Source organism: Aestuariivirga sp. (assembly GCF_047602625.1).
In the GTDB taxonomy this organism is placed as follows: domain Bacteria; phylum Pseudomonadota; class Alphaproteobacteria; order Rhizobiales; family Aestuariivirgaceae; genus Aestuariivirga.
The window spans coordinates 2,250,446-2,269,420 of sequence record NZ_JASGGV010000002.1 but is presented as its reverse complement, the minus strand read 5'-3'; the positions used below and the strand labels follow the sequence as shown (position 1 = coordinate 2,269,420).

The following is an 18,975-nucleotide window of genomic DNA, read 5'->3' as shown; positions in this document are numbered from 1 at the left end:
ACGCCAGCCGCGACCTACCGCAGCCTCCGTGGCTTCACCGGGGCGGTGTTGAGCGGGTCTTCGGGCCAGGAATGTTTGGGATAGCGGCCGCGCATGTCGGCGCGGACGGACGGGTAGGCGTTGGTCCAGAAGGTCTCGAGCGACTGGGTGACGGCGAGCGGGCGGCCGGCGGGTGACAGGAGTTCGATGCGGAGCGGGCTCCGGCCATCGGCGATGGCGGGCGTCGCCGCGAGGCCGAACATTTCCTGCAGGCGCACGCGCAGCACCGGATCGCCCTCCGTCTCATAGTCGATCCGCACATCGGCGCCCGACGGCACCTCGACGCGCTGCGGCGCCAGCCTGTCCATGCGGCGGATCAGATCATGCGGCGCCATGGCCTGCAGGATCGCCAGCATGTCCAGCCGCTCGAGATGCGCCTTGCGGGTGATGCCCGCCAGATAGGGCGTGAGCCAATCGCCCAGCGAGGCGAGCAGCGCCTCATCGGAAAGATCGGGCCAGCCCTCTTCCGGGCGCAGGCGGCGCAGAAACATCACGCGGGCGCGGAAACCCTTCGATCCCTCCGTCCACGGAAGGCTTTGCAGGCCCATGGCCGCAACGCCCTCGGCCATCGCCGCCGCCATGGCTTCGGGATCGGCTTTGGCGATCGGCTTTTCCTCCAGCACCAGCGCGCCCAGCAGGCGCTTCCGCGATGCGATCACCGCGCTGCTGCGCTGGTCCCATGCCACCTGCTCGCGCGTCTCGATGTCGCTTGCGAAATTCTCCTCGATCTCGCGCAGGCTCAAGGGTGCTGCGAGAAAGATTTTCTGGTCGCCCGTTGCGCCATCGGTGGTGGCGATGGCCAGCCAGTCCTGAACCGCCAGCGCGTCATGCTCGGGCAGCACCGCGCCGCCACCGCCCGCCATGCGATAGCGCCCGCCGCCGCCCCGCCGCTGGGCGATGCGATCAGGCCAGGCGAAAGCCACCAGCAGCCCGGTGGAGACGTCCTCCGCCTCGCCTTTGATGCCCGCAATCTGGCGGATCTGCTTCGCCGTGGCGCGGATGCGGTCGCGCGCCGCGCCTCTCACCAATGACAGCCGCTGCGTGAGATCGACGCCCGCCGAGCGCGGCAGGCCGTCACGCTCGGAGAGAAGGGCCGCCAGTTCCGCCGCCAGTTCGCTTTTGCCGCGCACCACCATGTGGGCGAGGCGGGGATGCAGCGGCAGCTTCACCATGGCGCGGCCCGGCGCGGTGATCCGGCCTTGCGCGTCGATCGCTTCCAGGCGTTTCAGCACATCGCCGGCCTGCGCGAAGGGGGCTGAGGGCGGCGGGTCGAGCCAGTCCAGCGCCTTCCCATCGGTGATGCCCCAGGCCGCGAGTTCCAGCACCAGCGGCGCCAGATCGGCGGTGAGGATTTCCGGCGGGTCATGCGGCACGAGAGCGCGCGTCTCGGCCTCGGGCCACAAACGATAACAGACGCCCGGCCCCAAACGGCCCGCGCGGCCCCGGCGCTGGTCGGCGGAGGCAAGCGACACGCGGATGGTTTCCAATGCCGTCATGCCGGTGGCCGGATCAAAGCGCGGGCTTCGCTTGAAGCCGGTATCGACGACCGCGCCGATGCCATCAATGGTGAGGCTCGTCTCGGCGATGGTGGTGGCCAGCACGATCTTGCGTTCGCCTGTGGGCGACGGCCTGATCGCCGCATCCTGTTCGGCAAAGCCCATGGCGCCATAGAGCGGCCGCACCACGACACTAACGGGCAGCGCCGCGTCGTTCAACATTTCCGCGGTGCGGCGGATTTCCGACTCGCCCGGCAGGAAGACGAGGATGCTCTGCTCCGTTTCCGCCAGTGCGGTTTGAACGGCGCGCGCCGCATCCGGCGCGATGGTCTGGCGCTGGGCCTTGGCGAGATAGCGCGTCTCGACGGGAAAGACGCGGCCCGGCGCATCGATCACCGGCGCATTGCCAAGGTGGGCCGACACACGCTGCGCATCGAGCGTTGCCGACATCAGCAGGATACGGAGATCGGGCCTCAAGCCCCGCTGAATGTCACGGCTGAGCGCCAGACCCAGATCGCCGTCGAGCGAGCGTTCGTGAAACTCGTCGAAAATCAGCAGGCCGGTATCGGAAAGCTCCGGATCAGTCTGAAGCCTGCGGGTGAGGATGCCCTCGGTCACCACCTCGATGCGGGTGGCGTTCGACACCCTGCGCTCGAGCCGCACCGTATAACCAACGGTCTGGCCGATCTCCTCGCCTAGCGTGTCCGCCATGCGATGGGCTGAGGCGCGAGCAGCCAGGCGGCGCGGCTCCAGCATGACAATCTTGCGGCCTTCCAGCCACGGCTGATCGAGAAGTTTCAGTGGCACCCGCGTGGTCTTGCCCGCCCCCGGCTCGGCCACCAGCAGGGCTGAGGGCTTCTCCGCCAATGCGGCGGCGAGATCGGGAATGACGCGGTCAACGGGATAGTCCATGGCGCGCACTGGTTCAGGATTGCGCGCCCGCTTGTCAAGCAAGCTCATGCGCCCAGGGCGGATCGGCCCCGGGACGCGACACGGTGACGGCGGCGGCGCGCGCGGCAAAAGACAATGCGGCGCGAAGCTCGTCCTCGCCGATCGCCATCAGCTTCGCCTTGGAGAGCAACTTCGTCTTTTCGAGATGCGCCAGAAACCCCGCTGTGAACGTATCGCCCGCCCCCACCGTATCGGCCACCTTTACCGTCACCGGCGGAATGGCGATGGAGAATCGCGGCGTGAAGGCTTCCGCCCCTTCGCCCCCTTTGGTGACGACGACGATCTTCGCCCCCGCCTTCAGCCATTTCTTCGCGGCGGCTTTCACATCTTTCTTGCCGGTGATCCAGGCAATGTCCTCGTCCGAAATCTTGAGGATGTCGGCCATGGCGATCAGGCGGCTCAGGCGCTGAAGATAGGTGCGGCGGGGGCCGATGATCGACGGCCTGATGTTGGGATCGAGGCAGATCACCCGGGTCTTTGCCTCGCGCTTCATCAGCGCCTCCAGCGTTGATCCGCCGGGCTCGGGGCTCAGCGAGAAGGAGCCGAAATGCAGCGCCGTCACGTCTTTCGCCAGCTTCGGCAAATCCTTTTTCGTCAGCATGCGGCCGGCGGAATTGTCATCGAAGAAGGAATAGCGGGCATGGCCGTTCTCGAGCTTGACGAAGGCCAGCGTCGAGGGCTTGTCCCATGTCTTCACATATTTAAGGCTCACCTTGCTGGCCTTCAGCCCCTCGCGCAGGCTGTCGCCGAAAAAGTCGGTGGAGAGGCCGGTGAAGAAGCCCGTCGCCTGTCCCAGCCGCCCCAGCGCAATCGCCGTGTTGAAGATCGAGCCGCCGTTGAAGGGCTGGTAGCAGGCCAGGCCATCGGCGGTGGTGCGGGGCAGGAAATCGATCAATGCCTCGCCGCAGCAGACAATCATGGCGCCTCCCCTTGCGATTTTGCAGAGTTGTTATGCCGATCTATGGCGCAAATCCGCCCCAATGGCAATAAATCATGCTGCTTGAATTATTGCCAAGGTGCTTGCATGGCCGTAAATCAGGGTTATTGAGGGGCGCACATCAGAGGCCGCCTACGAGGATTTGTCATGACCACCCGCATCATTCCCGTCGATGTTTTCGATCTCGTCGTGTTCGGCGCCACCGGAGACCTGTCGCAGCGCAAATTGCTGCCCGCCCTCTATCACCGCGATGCCGACGGACAGATCCCGCCGGGCGCGCGCATCATCGGCACGTCGCGCAAGCCCATGTCGCGCGATGCCTTCCGCGCCTTCGTGCTGTCGGCGATTGAAACCTATGTTCCGGCGGAAGAGCGCAATCCCGTTTTCATCAAGCCCTTCCTCGAGCGTTTCGACTATGTGGCCGTCGATGCCGCGTCGGAAACGGGATGGGCGGATCTGGAAAAAATCTTGGCGCCTAACCCGGATCGCATCCGGGTGTTCTATCTCGCCGTCGGCCCCGATCTGTTCGGCTCGATCTGCGACCGTATTGGCGCGCACAAGCTGGTGACCCCCAAGGCGCGGGTGGTGATCGAAAAGCCGCTTGGCAAATCGGGCGAGTCGGCCAGGGCCATCAACGATGAGATCGGCAAGGTTTTTCCGGAACAGTCGATCTACCGCATCGATCATTATCTCGGCAAGGAGACCGTGCAGAACCTGATGGCACTGCGCTTCGCCAATGCGCTGTTCGAGCCTTTGTGGAATTCCGCACACATCGATCATGTGCAGATCACCGTGGCCGAAACTCTGGGCGTCGAAGGCCGCGCCGGCTATTATGATACGGCGGGCGCGCTGCGCGACATGGTGCAGAACCACATCCTGCAGCTGGTCTGTTTGACGGCCATGGAGCCTCCCGCCTCCACCGCCTCCGATCCGGTGCGCGATGAAAAGCTGAAGGTGCTGAAATCGCTCAAGCCGATCACCGGAGAGGCCGTGTCTTCCGCAACGGTGCGCGGGCAATACCGGGCGGGCGCGTCGGGCGGCGTGGCGGTGCCCGGCTATCTCGATGAATTGGGCAATTCCGACTCCACCACCGAAACTTTCGTCGCCATCCGCGCGGAAATTTCCAACTGGCGGTGGAATGGCGTGCCCTTCTATCTCCGCACCGGCAAGCGGCTGGAGAAGCGCGAGTCGGAAATCGTCGTCACCTTCAAGCCCATTCCCTATTCGGTGTTCGAGGTCACGGCAGGGCCGATCACGCCGAACCGGCTGGTGATGCGCCTGCAGCCCGATGAGGGCGTGAAGCTCTGGCTGATGATCAAAGATCCCGGCCCCGGCGGCATGCGCCTCACTCATGTGCCGCTCGACATGAGCTTCGCCAAGGCCTTCACCGCCCGTCACCCCGATGCCTATGAGCGCCTCATCATGGATGTGGTGCGCGGCAGCCAGACGCTGTTCATGCGCCGTGACGAGGTGGAAGCCGCGTGGAAATGGATCGATCCGATCCTTGATGCGTGGAAAGGCTCCAACGAGCCGCCCAAGCCTTACACGGCAGGTACATGGGGGCCCTCGGCGGCGGTGGCGATGATCGAGCGCGATGGCCGCACCTGGTATGAGGATGTCGCGTGATCGCAACCGAACATGACTTCGCGGACCGGCAGGCGCTCGCCACCGCATTGGCAGGCGATGTCGCAGCGGCCTTGACGCGCGCCATCACGGCCACAGGCTCCGCCGTGCTGGCGGTCTCCGGCGGCACCACGCCGAAACTGTTCTTCGATGCGCTGTCAGGGGAAAAGCTGGCGTGGGATCACGTCACCATCACGCTGGTAGATGAACGGCAGGTGCCCGATACCAGCGACCGCTCCAATGCGAAGCTCGTCAAGGAGCATCTGCTGAAGAACGAAGCCGCGGCAGCGCGCTTCGTGCCGATGTTCGGAACGCCAGCGGATCAGATGCCTGCCCGCCTCGATGTGGTGACGCTTGGCATGGGGAATGACGGCCACACCGCGTCGTTCTTTCCCGGCGGCGATACGCTCGCCGAAGCCATTGATCCCTCAACACCGCAAAAGATCATCGCCATCTCGGCACCGGGGTCGGGCGAGGCGCGGCTCACCTATACGCTGCCCGTCCTGCTCGCCGCAGGCTTTCGTGCCCTTCATCTTGAGGGAGACGAAAAGCGCGATACACTGAAGCGGGCGCTGGCCGATGGCCCGGTCCCCGATATGCCGGTGCGCGCCGTTCTGCGATCGCCGTCACCTGTTTCGATCTACTGGTGCCCCTGAACGGGCCCTTAGGAGTTTGCCGATGTCCGTCCGTGAAACCATCTCCGCCGTCACCGAAGACATCATCGCCCGCAGCAGGCCATCGCGGAAGCGCTACTTGGATCGCATCGAGAGCGCCGTCGCGCATCAGCCGAAGCGCAAGACGCTGGGCTGCGCCAACATCGCCCATGGCTTTGCCGCCTGCGGCCCGCATGACAAGGAAGCGCTACGCTATGGCTCGGGGCCAAACCTCGCCATCGTCACGGCCTTCAACGACATGCTTTCGGCGCACCAGCCCTATGGCGTCTATCCTGACATCATCAAGGAGGCGGCGCGCGAGGCGGGCGGCACGGCGCAGGTGGCGGGCGGCGTTCCCGCCATGTGCGATGGCGTGACGCAAGGCGAAACGGGCATGGACCTGTCGCTGTTCTCGCGTGACGTGATTGCGCTCGCCACCGCCGTCGCGCTGTCGCACCAGATGTTCGATGCCGCGGTCTATCTGGGCGTCTGCGACAAGATCGTGCCGGGCCTCATCATCGGCGCATTGTCCTTCGGCCATCTGCCGGCGGTGTTCGTTCCGGCCGGCCCGATGACCACCGGTCTCGGCAATGATGAGAAGGGCAAGATCCGCCAGCTTCACGCCGAAGGAAAGGTCGGGCGAGAGGCGCTGCTCGATGCGGAAGCGAAAGGCTATCACGGCCCCGGCACCTGCACCTTCTATGGCACAGCCAACACCAACCAGATGCTGATGGAGATCATGGGCCTGCATCTGCCGGGCGCCACCTTCATCAATCCCAACACGCCGCTCCGCGACGAGATCACCCGCGCCTCGGCCAAACAGGCGCTGTCGCTCACCGCACTCGGCAACAACTACACGCCCATCGGGCGCATCTATGACGAGAAGGCCGTGGTCAACGGCGTCGTCGGCCTGCTGGCCACCGGCGGTTCCACCAATCACACCATGCACCTGATCGCCATGTCGGCGGCGGCGGGCATTTCACTGACATGGGATGATCTCGCGGCGCTCTCGAAGGCGGTGCCGCTCATGTCGCGCGTCTATCCCAATGGCAAGGCTGACGTGAACCACTTCCACGCGGCGGGCGGCATGGGCTTCCTCATCCGCGAGCTTCTGGGTGCCGGGCTCCTGCACGAAGACGTGACGACGGTGATGGGCCAGGGCCTCTCCAGCTATCTGCAGGAGCCGCGCCTCGCGGATGATGGGTCGCTCGCCTGGGCGGATGCGCCCGCGACATCGGGCGACGAAGCGGTGCTGCGCGGCGCATCGAAAGGTTTTCAGGCCACGGGCGGCCTCAACCTGCTCACCGGCAATCTCGGCCGCGCGGTCATCAAGGTGTCGTCCATTCCCGCCGACCGCCATGTGATCGAAGCACCGGCGCGCATCTTCCATTCGCAGGAGGAACTGCATGTCGCCTTCCGTGCCGGTGAGTTGAACCGCGACATGGTGGCGGTGGTGCGCTTTCAGGGGCCGAAAGCCTCCGGCATGCCGGAGCTGCACCGGCTCACGCCGCCGCTGGCGGTGCTGCAGGACCGCGGCTTCAAGGTGGCGCTCATCACCGATGGCCGCATGTCCGGTGCATCGGGCAAGAATTCCCGCCGCCATTCATGTAACGCCTGAAGCCGCCGATGACGGGCCTCTGGCGCGTGTGCGGGATGGCGACATCATCCGCCTCGATGCCGATCAGGGCGTGCTGGAAGTCAAGGCCGATCTGTCATTCAGGCCGCCGGTGAGCATTGATCTCTCCTCCAATCACGATGGCACGGGGCGCGAATTGTTCGCGGCCTTCCGCGCCAATGCAGGCCGCGCCGATCAGGGCGCTTCGATTTTCCAGGCGGTGTGACATGACACGGGATGTTCAGAACGGCGTTGAAGCAACACTCAAGGCCGCGCCCGTGGTGCCGGTCATGGTCATCGACGATCAGGCCGATGCGGTGCCCCTGTCGCGCGCGCTGGTCAAGGGCGGCTTGCCGGTTCTCGAGATCACGCTCAGGACGCCCACCGCCCTCGACAGCATCCGCGCCATCATCGCCGAAGTGGAAGGCGCGATTGTCGGTGCGGGCACGGTGCTCGATGCGCAGAAGCTTGCGGCTTGCGAGAAGCTGGGCTGTGCCTTCGCCGTCTCGCCCGGCTCCTCGCCAAAACTTCTCGATGCGGCGCAGGACTCAGCCGTCCCGCTTCTGCCGGGCGGCGTCACGGCGTCCGAATGCATGGCGCTTCTCGAACGCGGCTACCGCTTCCAGAAATTTTTCCCCGCCGAACCGGCGGGCGGCGTCGCCTATCTCTCATCGCTCGCCTCGCCCCTGCCGCAGATCATGTTCTGCCCCACAGGCGGCATCACGCCGCAATCGGCACCGAGCTACCTGAAGCTCCCCAATGTCATCACGCTCGGCGGCTCATGGATGGCGCCCAAGAAGCTGATCGCCGCCAAGGACTGGGCCGGCATCGAAGCCCTGGCGCGCGAGGCGTCGAAGCTCGCGTAATCTCAGCCGCGCGGATGGGTGAGTTCATCCAGCGCGTCGACATATTTGCCGATGGCGCGCGCCGTCACCGAGAACATCTGCCGGTAATAGAGAAGGCCGGTGATGGCGATGGTGGCCGCGATGCACCAGTAAGGCCCCGCGAACAGGAACAGCGCCGCGATGGCGTAATAAAATCCACGGATGCCGGTGTTGATGGAGCGCACCGCTTCGGTGAGCACGATCGCCGCCTGCTCCACCATCACGCCCGACAGCACCGGGTCTTCGGTGTCGTCCTGCAATCCGCCCAGCAGCGCGAAGGTGTAGGAGAGCTTGCGCATCGCATAGGTGAAAGCGAAGAAGCTGAAGCCCAGAATGAAGGCCAGCACGGCAAAGTAAATCGTGAACAGGTCGGAACTCATCCGGTCGACGAATTTCAGTTCGCTCGCCGTTTCATAGATGTGGTTCACATTCACCAGCGCGCCGACGAGGCCCGCCAGCACCAGCAGCGTGGCGGAGCCGAAGAAGGAAATGGAATTGGAAATATGCCCCAGCAGGATCGCATCGAACATGCGGTAGCGGCGGCCGATGTCGCCATGCATCCGCAGCCATTGCAGCCGCACCACATGAAGCTGGCTGTTGAGCGAGCCCTTGCCAATGGTGCGCAGGATCACCGAATAGAAGCCCCACAGGCCGAAGATCAGGCAGATGGCGAAGGCCTGCGGCAGTCCCAGATCAGGCGGCATCCCTTCACCTCGCGCGGTGCATTTCCTTGATCTCGGTCACCCGGATATCGGGCGACCGTTCCAGCGTGTAGTTCAGGCTGAAATCCGATTGCGCCATGAAGACGGGATCGCCGTCAAGGTCATTGGCGATGGAGAAGCGGTTGGCGTCGACGAATTCCTCGAGCTTCTTGCGGTCATCGGCGGCAATCCAGCGCATCACCTCATAGCGCGTCGGCTCGAAGGAGACGGGCACGCCATATTCGTTGGCGAGGCGATCAGCCAGCACGTCGAGCTGCAGCGCGCCCACCACGCCGACGATGGCGGCCGAGCCATCGACGGGCAGGAACAGCTGCACCACGCCCTCTTCCGCCAGCTGCTCCAGCGCCTCGCGCAGCTTCTTAGCCTTCATGGGATCGCCCAGCTTCACGCGCCTGAGGATTTCCGGTGCAAAACTTGGAACGCCGGTAAACACCACATCCTCGCCTTCGGTCAGCGTATCGCCGATGCGGAGCAGCCCATGATTGGGAATGCCCACCACATCGCCCGCGAAGGCTTCATCGGCAATCGAACGGTCCTGGGCGAAGAAGAATTGCGGCGCGGTCAGCGCCACCGTCTTGCCGGTGCGCACCAGTTTCACTTTCATGCCGCGCGTCAGCTTGCCGGAAGCAAGCCGCATGAAGGCGATGCGGTCCCGGTGATTGGGGTCCATGTTCGCCTGGATCTTGAACACGATGCCGGTCATCTTCGGCTCAGTCGCATGGACAACGCGGCCCGCCGCCTGCTGGTCGCGCGGCGGCGGGGCATAGGCGATCAGCGCCTGCAACAGATCGCGCACGCCAAAATTCTTCAGCGCCGAACCGAAATAGACCGGCGACAGATGGCCTTCGAGGAAGGACTGGCGGTCGAAGCTGGTGCACAGATCCTTCACGAGGTCGATCTCGTCGCGCCACTTGGCCAGCGTGTCGCCCTTGATGAGGGTGCCGATCAGCGGATCATCAGGGCCCGAGACGGGAACGCCTTCCGGGTCCTGCTCCAACCGCCTCACGCGCGGGCTCTGGAGATCATAGGTGCCGGCGAAATCGCGGCCCTGGCCGATCGGCCACACCATGGGCGCGACGCTCAGGGCCAGCCCCTTCTCGATTTCGTCCAGAAGGTCCAGCGGGTCGCGCGCCTCGCGGTCCATCTTGTTCACGAAGGTGATGATGGGGATGTCACGCAAGCGGCAAATCTCGAACAGCTTGCGGGTGCGCGCCTCGATGCCCTTGGCCGCGTCGATCACCATGACGGCGGCATCGACGGCGGTGAGGGTGCGGTAGGTGTCCTCGGAAAAGTCCTCATGCCCCGGCGTGTCGAGCAGGTTGAACACCACGCCCTCATATTCAAAAGTCATCACCGATGTCACCACCGAGATGCCGCGCGCCCGCTCGATCGACATCCAGTCGGAACGCGTGCGGCGGCGGTCGCCCTTGGCGCGCACCTGCCCCGCCAGCTGGATGGCGCCGCCGAACAGCAGCAGCTTTTCGGTCAGCGTCGTCTTGCCGGCGTCGGGGTGGGAGATGATGGCGAAGGTGCGCCTGCGCGCCACTTCCTGTTCGAGCGGGCTTGTCACGGGTCTATCCGGATTGAAATTGTTGGGCTTTCCCTAGACGGGTTTGGCGGATGCGTAAAGCTATCAGTTGCTCCCAAAGGGCTTCCGTGGCACTGGAAGGCAAAGGGGAGTCCGATGGCGGAACTGGCACTGGTCGGCGATATCGGCGGCACGAATTCACGCTTCGGACTGGTCGAGCCCGGCTCCACCGAGGTGCATAACATCGACGTTCACAAGAACGACGAATTTACCTCGCTGGAAGATTCAATTGCCCATTATGTGAAGGGGCAGGGCCTCACCGGCCTCGCGGCGGCAGCCATCGACGTGGCAGGGCCGATCGAAAGCGAGGTCATCACCCTCACCAACCGCGACTGGAGCTTCACCCGCGAAAGCCTGCGCAAGGCTGCGGGTGCGGCGCAATTCCGTCTGCTCAATGATTTCGAGGCGCTGGCGCTGGCGCTGCCGCATCTGGGGCCTGATGACGTGGTGCAGATCGGCGGCGAAACCCCGTCGCACCCGCAAGTCAAGATCGTGCTCGGCCCCGGCACCGGGCTTGGCATGGCAACGCTTGCGCCCTTGCCGCAGGGCGGCTGGATGGCGCTGCCGGGCGAGGTGGGCCACATCACCCTTCCCGTCGTCACGCAGGAAGAATTCGACTGGCGCGAGAAGATCACCCGCCCCGGCGTTCCCTCCGAAACCGAGGATGCGATCACCGGCGGCGGGATTTTGCGCATGTATGATGCCATCGCCCCTCAACCCACGCTCACCACGCCCGAGCAGATCATGCAGGCGGGCCTCGCCGGAACCGATCCTTACGCGGTGAAGACCATCGACCAGTTCATCATCTGGCTGGCCCGCATCACCGGCGATGCGGCGATGACCATGCAGGCGCTGGGCGGCGTTTATCTGGCGGGCGGCATCGTGCCGTCGCTGGTCGGCAAGCTGCAGACCGGCCCGTTCCGCCGGATCTTCGAGGAGAAGGGCAAGATCGCCCATGTCATGCGCCCCATTCCCGTCTATGTGATCGTCGACAAGTTCCCCGCCTTCAAGGGCTGTGCAGCGGCCATCGCCGCGATGAGGTGAAACCATGCGCCGGGATGATGAGATTCTGATTGTCGTCGATGTGCAGAATGATTTCTGCCCCGGCGGGCGGCTCGCGGTTTCCGGCGGCGATGAGGTGGCGCCGCTCATCAACCGCATCGCGCAAGGGTTCAAGCATGTTGTGCTCACGCAGGACTGGCACACGCCGCATCATTCCTCCTTCGCGTCGAGCCACCCCGGCAAAAAGCCTTTCGAGATGATCGAGATGCCCTATGGCCCGCAAGTGCTGTGGCCCGATCACTGCATCATGCACACGGAGGGCGCCGAATTTCACAAGGGTCTGCATGTGCCGCATGTGGAACTCATCATCCGCAAAGGCTATGACCGCGCCATCGACAGCTATTCCGCCTTTTTCGAAAACGATCACAAGACGCCCACCGGCCTCAACGGCTATCTCCGGGAGCGCGGCTTCAGGAAGGTGACACTTGTTGGCCTCGCCTTCGATTTCTGCGTGCGCTACTCGGCCGAGGATGCGCGGTCGCATGGCTTTGAAACCGAAGTGATCGAAGGCGCCTGCCGCGCCATCGACCTCAATGGCTCCGCCGCGCAAACGCGCGCCTCCTTCGCGGAACGGGGCGTCGTGCTGGCGTGAGTTTGCTGTTTCCCGCACAGCCGCAGATGAGCTTGCCCGTGCGCGGGCGCTCTGAGCGTTTGCCGGTGCATCGCATCTATTGCGTCGGGCGGAACTATGATGAACATGTGAAGGAAATGGGCGGCGTCGCAGGCCGCGATCCGCCCTTCTTCTTCACCAAGCCCGCCGATGCGCTGGTCACGGACGGGCGCTTTCCCTATCCTCCATCGAGCCATGACGTTCACCATGAGATCGAACTGGTGGTGGCGCTGGGGCCTGATCTTAAGCCCTTCGCCTATGGCGTGGGCCTCGACATGACGAGGCGCGATCTTCAGGCCGAGGCCAAGAAGCTCGCAAGGCCGTGGGACACCGCCAAGGGCTTCGATCATTCCGCGCCCATCAGCCCGCTGGTGCTGGCGGAAGACACCGGCCATTTGCAGGCGGGCGCCATTACGCTGGACGTCAACGGCGTCAGGCGGCAAACGGGCGACCTGTCGCAGATGATCTGGTCTGTGTCTGAAACCATCGCCGCACTCGCAGGCCTGTTCGAGCTGAAGCCGGGCGACCTCATCTTCACCGGCACGCCGGCGGGCGTTGCCGCCGTCAAAACCGGCGACGTGCTGCTCGGACATATCGATGGCTTGGGCGATCTCGACGTGACGGTGGTTCCCTCCGCGTGAGCCCGCGCAGCAAGGGCATCCTGCTCATGGTCCTCGCGGGGGCCATGTTCTCGCTCCTCGACTCGCAGGCGAAAGAGGCGATCCGCACGCTCCCCGTCTCGGTGGTCGTCTTCTTCCGCTATCTCATCGCGGTGTTCATGGCCGCCGCCGTGCTGTGGCGCACCGGCACGCCGCAACTGTTCCTCACCCGCCATCCCGCCCTGCAGGTGCTGCGCGGGCTTCTGCTGCTGATGTCCACGGGGTTGAACTTTCTGGCGCTGCAATATCTGCAGCTCGCGCAAACCTCGGCCATCGCCTTCACCGTGCCGCTATGGGTCTGCGCGCTCTCGGTTCCGCTTTTGGGCGAGCGCGTCGGCGTGCAGCGGTGGACGGCGGTGATCGTTGGCTTTCTCGGCGTCCTCGTCATCATGCGGCCGGGCACGGGCAGCTTTCACTGGGCGATGTTCATGTCGCTCGCCTCGGCCCTTGCCAGCGCGCTCTACAACATCGTGACGCGCAAGGTGGGCGGGCGCGACCGGGCGGAGACGTCGCTGTTCTATGTCAGCCTGTTCGGGGCGATGTTCGCGGTCATGCCGCTGCATTTTCAATGGCAGGTGCCGCAGGGCTGGCAATGGCTGCAACTCTGCGGCATCGCGCTCGCCGGTTCGCTCGGGCATTTTTCGCTCATCCAGGCGCACCGCCTCGCGCCCGCTTCAGTGTTGGCGCCCTTTTCCTATACGCAGATCGTAAGCATGATTTTCATGGGCTATCTGCTGTTCGGCGATCTCCCGGATTTCTGGACGCTGGTGGGCGCTGCCATCGTGGTGGCCAGCGGCCTCTTCGTCTTCATGCGCGAACAGGTGCTGGCAAAGCGCAAACGGGGCTAAGGCGTCAAACACTCAATTGCGCGCGCTCTCTCACTTCCGTCTTTCCCGCGAAGGCGGGAATCCCGCTTCTCCTCCACATATTTTGCCGCATGAAAGCGAGGCCCCCGCCTGCGCGGGGGTGACGGCACGTGGAGGAAGGTTCTGTCTATCAGGCCAGCGTGTAAGCCGTCTTTACCGCGGTATAGAACTCCGCCGCGAAACGGCCCTGCTCGCGCGCGCCATAGCTTGAGCCTTTGCGGCCGCCGAAGGGCACGTGGTAATCCACGCCCGCCGTGGCGAGGTTCACCATCACCATGCCGGCGGCGGATTTCTTGCGGAAGTCGGTCGCGTATTTGAGCGAGGTCGTATAGATGCCCGACGACAGTCCGAAAGGCGTATCGTTGGCAACGCTCAGTGCCTCATCATAGCTCTCCACCTCGATCACCGACGCAACGGGGCCGAAAACTTCCTCGCGGTTGATGCGCATGGAATTCTTCGTTCCCGTGAACAGCGCGGGGCTCAGATAGAATCCCTTGGTGTCGCGGTTCAGGCGCTCGCCGCCCCACGCCAGCTGGCCGCCTTCATCGCGGGCGATGCCGATATATTTTTCATCCTGCGCCATCTGCGATTCATCGACGACGGGGCCGATCACCGTGCCCTCCTTCAGCGCATGGTCGACCTTCAACGCCTTCATCGCATCGACGACCTTGGCGACGAACTTGTCGTGAATGCCCTTCTGCACGATCAAGCGTGAGGAGGCCGTGCAGCGCTGCCCGGCCTGGAAGAACGCGCCATCAACAGCGCCCGCCACGGCGGCGTCGAGATTGGCGTCATCGAGCACGATCAGCGGATTCTTGCCGCCCATCTCAAGCTGGAACTTGGCGCCGCGCGACGCGCAGGCCATCGCCACCTTGCCGCCGGTCTCAACGGAGCCGGTGAAGGAAATGGCGTTCACATCGCGCGAGTCGAGCATCGTCTGGCCAACCACCGAGCCGCGGCCCATGACGAGATTGAACACGCCCTTCGGAATTCCCGAGCGCGAGAGAATTTCGGCCAGCGCCCAGGCGCAGCCCGGCACGAGATCAGCGGGCTTGAACACCACCGCATTGCCGAAGGCGAGCGCCGGCGCCATTTTCCAGGCCGGAATGGCGATGGGGAAATTCCACGGGCAGATGAGGCCGACGACGCCCACCGCCTCGCGCGTCACCAGCACATCGACGCCGGGGCGCACGGAGGCAACCGCAACGCCCTCCACCCGCAACGCCTCCTGCGCGAAGAACTTGAAGATCTGCGCGGCGCGCATCGTTTCGGCGATGCCGTTGGAGAGCGGCTTTCCTTCCTCGCGCGCCAGCAGGCGGCCGATCTCATCCTTGCGGGCCAGCAACTCGACGCCCACGAACTCCAGCACATCGGCGCGCTGCTGCGGGGTGGCCGCGGCCCAGCCGGGCTGCGCCGCCTTGGCGGCGGCAATCGCCGCTTCGGTCTGCGCCTTGTCGGCCTGCGCATATTCGCCGACGATGTCGCTCACATCGGAAGGGTTGATGTTGTTGCGGGCGGATGCGCCTTCAAGCCATTCGCCATTGATGAAATTGCGGTGCAGCGCCATGATGCCGGTTCCCTGATTGACATTCCCGTAAACAGGGCGCGGACCCTAGCGGCGGGAAGCTTTGGAGGCAAGAATGCAGGCCGGACTGATTGGCGCAGGCATGATGGGCCACGGCATGGCAGCCAATCTGCTGAAACATGGCCATGGCGTCACCGTCGTCGCGCACAGGAACCGCGCGCCGGTCGATGACCTTGTGAAGCGCGGCGCGAAGGAAGCCGTCAGCGCGGCGGAATTGGCCAAGGCGTCTGACATCATCCTGCTCTGCGTCTCGACATCGAAAGTCGTTGAGGAGACCATCGCCGCCCTGCGCTCCGCGCTGCGGCCGGGCCATATCATAATCGACACCGGCACCTCCGCCCCCGCAAGCACGCGGAAGCTCGCGCATGATCTGGCGCAGATGGGTGTGGGCTATGCCGATGCGCCGCTCACCGGCGGGCCGGAACAGGCGGAAGCGGGTCAGCTCGGCATTTTCCTGGGCGCCGATGACAAGACCTTCGCCGCCATTCAGCCGGTACTGCCGTCCTTCGCCACCACCATCCGCCACATGGGGCCGCCGGGCAGCGGCCACACCGCGAAGCTCATTTCAAACTATCTCGTGACAGGCATGGTGGCGCTGGTGGCCGATGCCTTCACCGCCGCCCATGAAGCACAGCTCGACTGGCGCAATCTCTATGAGGCGATGCTCAACGGCTCCGGCAATTCCGGCGTGCTGCGCAAGATGGTGGAACCGGCCCTCAAGGGGGATTTCGACGGCTACCGTTTCTCCCTCGCCAATGCGGCGAAGGACATCGGCTATTACATGGGGCTGGCGGAGGAACTTTCATGCGAGACGCCGCTGGCAAAGGCCGTCAATTCAGTTTTCGCGGAAGCGGTCGCCACCGGCCATGGCGGGCGGAACGTCAGCCATTTGCTCGATCCGGCAATTGATGACGTGAGCTAGAGAAAGGGCCATGCCGGGCGCTGGGTCAGGGGCGTGACAGGGGAACGCCCGGGCATGGCCTTCAGGTGCACAGGCAGGGAGTTGGACGCCTCCCCGTGGCTTTGACCTGACACGCAGGCTGTGACAAGGACATGACAGGCCCCTGACAGACTCGTTTTCCGCATGACCAACGCCAATCTCTATTTCCTCCTCGATCAGCGCTTCGCCGCCGAAGGCGCGCGCCCGGCGATCCGCAGCCGGGACGGCGCAGCGATGACGTTCCATGATCTCAGGACAGGTGCCGCGCGCTATGCCCATGCGCTGGCCGCCCTTGGCGTCGAACCTGGCGACCGGGTGACGGTGCAGGTGGAAAAATCCCTGGCCGCTGTGCTGCTTTATCTGGGCTGCCTGAAGGCGGGCGCGGTCTTCCAGCCGCTCAACACTGCCTACACCGAATCCGAAGTTGACTATTTCGTTGGCGATGCCGAGCCGAAAATTATCGTCTGCGATCCGGCGCGGCAGCAGGCCTACCGCGCGCTGGGTGATGGGCACAAGGTTCTGGCGGTGGTCAATCTCGATCAGCACGGCCAAGGCTCGCTGGCCGATCTGGCCTCCCGCATGGACGAGCAGGGCGAGACCGTGGCGCGCGGTCCTGATGATCTGGCGGGGCTGCTTTATACCTCCGGCACCACCGGGCGCTCCAAGGGCGCGATGATCACCCACCGCAATCTCTCCTCCAATGCCGAAAGCCTTATAGAGCTGTGGCGCATCACCGAAGACGATGTGCTTCTCCACGCGCTGCCGATCTTCCACGTCCACGGGCTTTATGTGGCGCTCAACACGGCGTTCCTGTCGGGCGCGGAAATCATCTGGTTCGACCGTTTCGATGCGGCGGTGGTCATCTCAAGCCTTCCCTCGGCCACGCTGATGATGGGCGTTCCCACCTTCTACACGCGGCTGCTGGGCACAGCCTCCTTCACGCGCGACACTTGCGCCAGGATGCGGCTGTTCATTTCCGGCTCGGCACCGCTCCTTGCCGAAACGCACACGGAATTTTCCGCCCGCACCGGCCATGCCATCCTCGAACGCTATGGCATGACGGAAACCGGCATGATCGCATCTAACCCCTATCAAGGAGCGCGCGTGGCGGGCACGGTGGGCTTCGCGCTGCCCGGTGTGGACGTGCGCATCACCGGCGGCCAGCCCGGCGTTCTCGAGGTCAAGGGCCCCAATGTCTTCAAGGGCTATTGGCGGATGCCGGAGAAGACGAAAGAGGAGTTTACTGCGGACCAGTATTTCATCACCGGCGATGTCGGCACCATTGATGAAGAGGGGCGCATCGCCATTGTCGGGCGCGCCAAGGATCTCATCATCTCCGGCGGCTTCAACGTCTATCCGAAAGAGGTGGAGGAGGTGCTGGATGCGCTGCCCGGCATTCTCGAATCCGCCGTCATCGGCGTGCCGCATCCCGATTTCGGCGAAGGCGTCATCGCCGTCGTCACGGCCAAAGGCCCGCTGCCGCCGGAAGCGGAGATGATCGCCCATGTCTCGGCGAAGCTGGCGCGCTTCAAGGTGCCGAAGCGCATTCATGTGGTGGAGGAACTGCCGCGCAATGCCATGGGCAAGGTGCAGAAGGCGGAGCTCCGCAAGCGCCATGCCGATGCGTTCAAGGCCCCGGCGTGATGGCCCTGCAGCGCCGCCTGTCGCTGATCGCAGGCGTCATCGGATACCTCATCATCGTCATCCTGTCGGTCGTCCCGGCGGTGGACAGGCCGCACACGGGTGCGGGCGGCGGATCGGAACATTTCGCCGCCAATGTGCTGGTGGCGGCAGCGCTGTCCTTCGGCCTTGCCGCCAACCGGCTGCGCATCGCGGCGCTCATCTTCCTGTGCGCCAGCGCCGGCATTTTGGAAATCGTGCAGCGCTATATTCCGGGCCGGAATTCCGAACTCTGGGGATTCTTCACCAGCAGCATGGGCGCGGCGCTGGGCGTGCTGATCGGCGCAATCATGTTCCGCCTTATCGCTTCGGAATAAGCGCCACCGCGCGCACCGGCGCGCCGGAGCCCCCTTCCACATGCAAGGGCAGGGTCACCAGCTGGCACACCGGCGGCAGCTTTTCGAGATTGGTAAAATTCTCGCCAATCAGGATGTCCCGCCCCAGCAGCACGAGATGCACGGGATAATCATCGCTGCCAAAGGGATCGATGGACATGCAATCGGTTGCCACCAGCCGCACCTTGCGCTCCGCCAGAAGCTCCGCCGCAGCAGCGGAAAGGCCCGGCCAGTCGCGGGCAAATTTTTCGCTCTCGGTGGGGTGGCGCCAATAGCGGTCCCAGCCGAAGTTGAACATCACCGCGTCACCCGGTTCGATCGCCCCATGCTCAGCCTCGAAGGCGAGGATGCGTTCGGGCGGAAGCGTACTCATGGGCAAAGCATCGCGGGCGTCGATCTTCACCATACGGCCGAAGAAGCGCTCCACCGGTACATTGTCGATGGTGCGGCCGCCCGGCACGAAATGCAGCGGCGCATCGAAATGCGTGCCGCTGTGCTCGCTGAAGGCCAGCGAATGATTGCAGGCGATGTCGCCCTTCGCAAAGCCGAACACTTCCACCTGCCGGAACACCGGATCGCCCGGCCACACCGGAATGCCATTGGCCATCTTGTGGGTGAGGTCGATGCGCAGGAAATCGTCGGAGCTCAAGTCAGGCGTGGTCATCAGTCAGGGGTCCGGCACTCGGGAGACGCCCAAGCTGCATGAGACCCATGCGTCCGGCAAGGCCCC

The 18,975-nt window shown here is 64.4% G+C and carries 16 protein-coding genes and 1 pseudogene; 11 read left to right on the top strand and 6 right to left on the bottom strand.

Annotated elements, in window-relative coordinates; genetic code table 11:
* Window positions 1-14: 14 nt before the first annotated feature.
* Complete coding sequence (gene hrpB / locus QM694_RS16260; protein WP_415007967.1) at window positions 15-2,495, bottom strand: ATP-dependent helicase HrpB; 2,481 nt, start codon at window positions 2,493-2,495, stop codon at window positions 15-17.
* Complete coding sequence (locus tag QM694_RS16255) at window positions 2,482-3,405, bottom strand: carbohydrate kinase family protein (RefSeq protein WP_415007966.1); 924 nt, start codon at window positions 3,403-3,405, stop codon at window positions 2,482-2,484. The genes hrpB and QM694_RS16255 overlap by 14 nt, the downstream gene beginning before the upstream one ends.
* Window positions 3,406-3,570: 165 nt before the next feature.
* Between QM694_RS16255 and zwf the strand changes: the two genes are divergently transcribed.
* The 4 genes and pseudogenes from zwf (at window position 3,571) to eda (ending at window position 8,180) form a co-directional block, all read left to right on the top strand.
* On the top strand, window positions 3,571-5,049 hold the full coding sequence (gene zwf, locus QM694_RS16250) for a glucose-6-phosphate dehydrogenase (RefSeq protein WP_415007965.1): 1,479 nt from the start codon (window positions 3,571-3,573) through the stop codon (window positions 5,047-5,049).
* Window positions 5,046-5,702, top strand: a complete 657-nt coding sequence (pgl, locus tag QM694_RS16245; RefSeq protein ID WP_415007964.1) for a 6-phosphogluconolactonase — start codon at window positions 5,046-5,048, stop codon at window positions 5,700-5,702. The genes zwf and pgl overlap by 4 nt, the downstream gene beginning before the upstream one ends.
* A 22-nt stretch (window positions 5,703-5,724) precedes the next feature.
* Window positions 5,725-7,540 (top strand): annotated as a pseudogene (gene edd / locus QM694_RS16240) (phosphogluconate dehydratase).
* 1 nt (window position 7,541) lies between these two features.
* Window positions 7,542-8,180, top strand: coding sequence for a bifunctional 4-hydroxy-2-oxoglutarate aldolase/2-dehydro-3-deoxy-phosphogluconate aldolase (gene eda, locus QM694_RS16235; RefSeq protein WP_415007963.1), 639 nt, complete (start codon window positions 7,542-7,544; stop codon window positions 8,178-8,180).
* Between the two features lie 2 nt (window positions 8,181-8,182).
* On the opposite strand, the gene QM694_RS16230 is transcribed toward eda, so the two are convergent.
* Window positions 8,183-8,902 (bottom strand): DUF599 domain-containing protein, encoded by a 720-nt coding sequence (locus QM694_RS16230; protein ID WP_415007962.1) that lies wholly within the window; start codon window positions 8,900-8,902, stop codon window positions 8,183-8,185.
* Between the two features lie 4 nt (window positions 8,903-8,906).
* Window positions 8,907-10,490, bottom strand: coding sequence for a peptide chain release factor 3 (locus QM694_RS16225; protein ID WP_415007961.1), 1,584 nt, complete (start codon window positions 10,488-10,490; stop codon window positions 8,907-8,909).
* Between the two features lie 114 nt (window positions 10,491-10,604).
* On the opposite strand from QM694_RS16225, the gene QM694_RS16220 reads away from it, so the two are divergent.
* From QM694_RS16220 to QM694_RS16205, 4 genes are read left to right on the top strand one after another with little or no spacing between them, the layout of a single operon-like run.
* The gene (locus QM694_RS16220; protein WP_415007960.1) at window positions 10,605-11,552 is read left to right on the top strand and encodes a glucokinase; all 948 of its coding nucleotides are present in this window, start codon (window positions 10,605-10,607) and stop codon (window positions 11,550-11,552) included.
* Between the two features lie 4 nt (window positions 11,553-11,556).
* On the top strand, window positions 11,557-12,162 hold the full coding sequence (gene pncA / locus QM694_RS16215; RefSeq protein WP_415007959.1) for a bifunctional nicotinamidase/pyrazinamidase: 606 nt from the start codon (window positions 11,557-11,559) through the stop codon (window positions 12,160-12,162).
* Window positions 12,163-12,188: 26 nt separating this feature from the next.
* Window positions 12,189-12,821, top strand: a complete 633-nt coding sequence (locus QM694_RS16210) for a fumarylacetoacetate hydrolase family protein (protein WP_415007958.1) — start codon at window positions 12,189-12,191, stop codon at window positions 12,819-12,821.
* Entirely contained in the window at window positions 12,818-13,687 is an 870-nt protein-coding gene (locus tag QM694_RS16205; RefSeq protein WP_415007957.1) for a DMT family transporter, read from the top strand. Before QM694_RS16210 ends, QM694_RS16205 begins: the two co-directional genes overlap by 4 nt.
* Window positions 13,688-13,835: 148 nt before the next feature.
* Here the strand turns inward: QM694_RS16205 and QM694_RS16200 are convergent, their stop codons facing one another.
* Window positions 13,836-15,272, bottom strand: a complete 1,437-nt coding sequence (locus QM694_RS16200; protein ID WP_415007956.1) for an aldehyde dehydrogenase family protein — start codon at window positions 15,270-15,272, stop codon at window positions 13,836-13,838.
* A gap of 73 nt (window positions 15,273-15,345) precedes the next feature.
* Between QM694_RS16200 and QM694_RS16195 the strand changes: the two genes are divergently transcribed.
* The 3 genes from QM694_RS16195 (at window position 15,346) to QM694_RS16185 (ending at window position 18,227) form a co-directional block, all read left to right on the top strand.
* The gene (locus QM694_RS16195; RefSeq protein WP_415007955.1) at window positions 15,346-16,212 is read left to right on the top strand and encodes an NAD(P)-dependent oxidoreductase; all 867 of its coding nucleotides are present in this window, start codon (window positions 15,346-15,348) and stop codon (window positions 16,210-16,212) included.
* 162 nt (window positions 16,213-16,374) lie between these two features.
* On the top strand, window positions 16,375-17,874 hold the full coding sequence (locus QM694_RS16190; RefSeq protein WP_415007954.1) for a malonate--CoA ligase: 1,500 nt from the start codon (window positions 16,375-16,377) through the stop codon (window positions 17,872-17,874).
* The gene (locus QM694_RS16185; protein WP_415007953.1) at window positions 17,874-18,227 is read left to right on the top strand and encodes a VanZ family protein; all 354 of its coding nucleotides are present in this window, start codon (window positions 17,874-17,876) and stop codon (window positions 18,225-18,227) included. Before QM694_RS16190 ends, QM694_RS16185 begins: the two co-directional genes overlap by 1 nt.
* Here the strand turns inward: QM694_RS16185 and QM694_RS16180 are convergent.
* Entirely contained in the window at window positions 18,211-18,909 is a 699-nt protein-coding gene (locus QM694_RS16180; protein ID WP_415007952.1) for a cyclase family protein, read from the bottom strand. The genes QM694_RS16185 and QM694_RS16180 overlap by 17 nt on opposite strands.
* Between the last annotated feature and the right edge of the window lie 66 nt (window positions 18,910-18,975).

Coding starts and splice junctions, on each gene's coding strand:
- QM694_RS16255 (WP_415007966.1), bottom strand. CDS start 3,405: ATGATTGTCTGCTGCGGCGAGGCATTGATCGATTTCCTGCCCCGCACC.
- QM694_RS16230 (WP_415007962.1), bottom strand. CDS start 8,902: ATGCCGCCTGATCTGGGACTGCCGCAGGCCTTCGCCATCTGCCTGATC.
- hrpB (WP_415007967.1), bottom strand. CDS start 2,495: ATGAGCTTGCTTGACAAGCGGGCGCGCAATCCTGAACCAGTGCGCGCC.
- QM694_RS16190 (WP_415007954.1), top strand. CDS start 16,375: ATGACCAACGCCAATCTCTATTTCCTCCTCGATCAGCGCTTCGCCGCC.
- QM694_RS16210 (WP_415007958.1), top strand. CDS start 12,189: ATGAGCTTGCCCGTGCGCGGGCGCTCTGAGCGTTTGCCGGTGCATCGC.
- QM694_RS16185 (WP_415007953.1), top strand. CDS start 17,874: ATGGCCCTGCAGCGCCGCCTGTCGCTGATCGCAGGCGTCATCGGATAC.
- eda (WP_415007963.1), top strand. CDS start 7,542: ATGACACGGGATGTTCAGAACGGCGTTGAAGCAACACTCAAGGCCGCG.
- QM694_RS16195 (WP_415007955.1), top strand. CDS start 15,346: ATGCAGGCCGGACTGATTGGCGCAGGCATGATGGGCCACGGCATGGCA.
- pncA (WP_415007959.1), top strand. CDS start 11,557: ATGCGCCGGGATGATGAGATTCTGATTGTCGTCGATGTGCAGAATGAT.
- QM694_RS16220 (WP_415007960.1), top strand. CDS start 10,605: ATGGCGGAACTGGCACTGGTCGGCGATATCGGCGGCACGAATTCACGC.
- QM694_RS16200 (WP_415007956.1), bottom strand. CDS start 15,272: ATGGCGCTGCACCGCAATTTCATCAATGGCGAATGGCTTGAAGGCGCA.
- zwf (WP_415007965.1), top strand. CDS start 3,571: ATGACCACCCGCATCATTCCCGTCGATGTTTTCGATCTCGTCGTGTTC.
- QM694_RS16180 (WP_415007952.1), bottom strand. CDS start 18,909: ATGACCACGCCTGACTTGAGCTCCGACGATTTCCTGCGCATCGACCTC.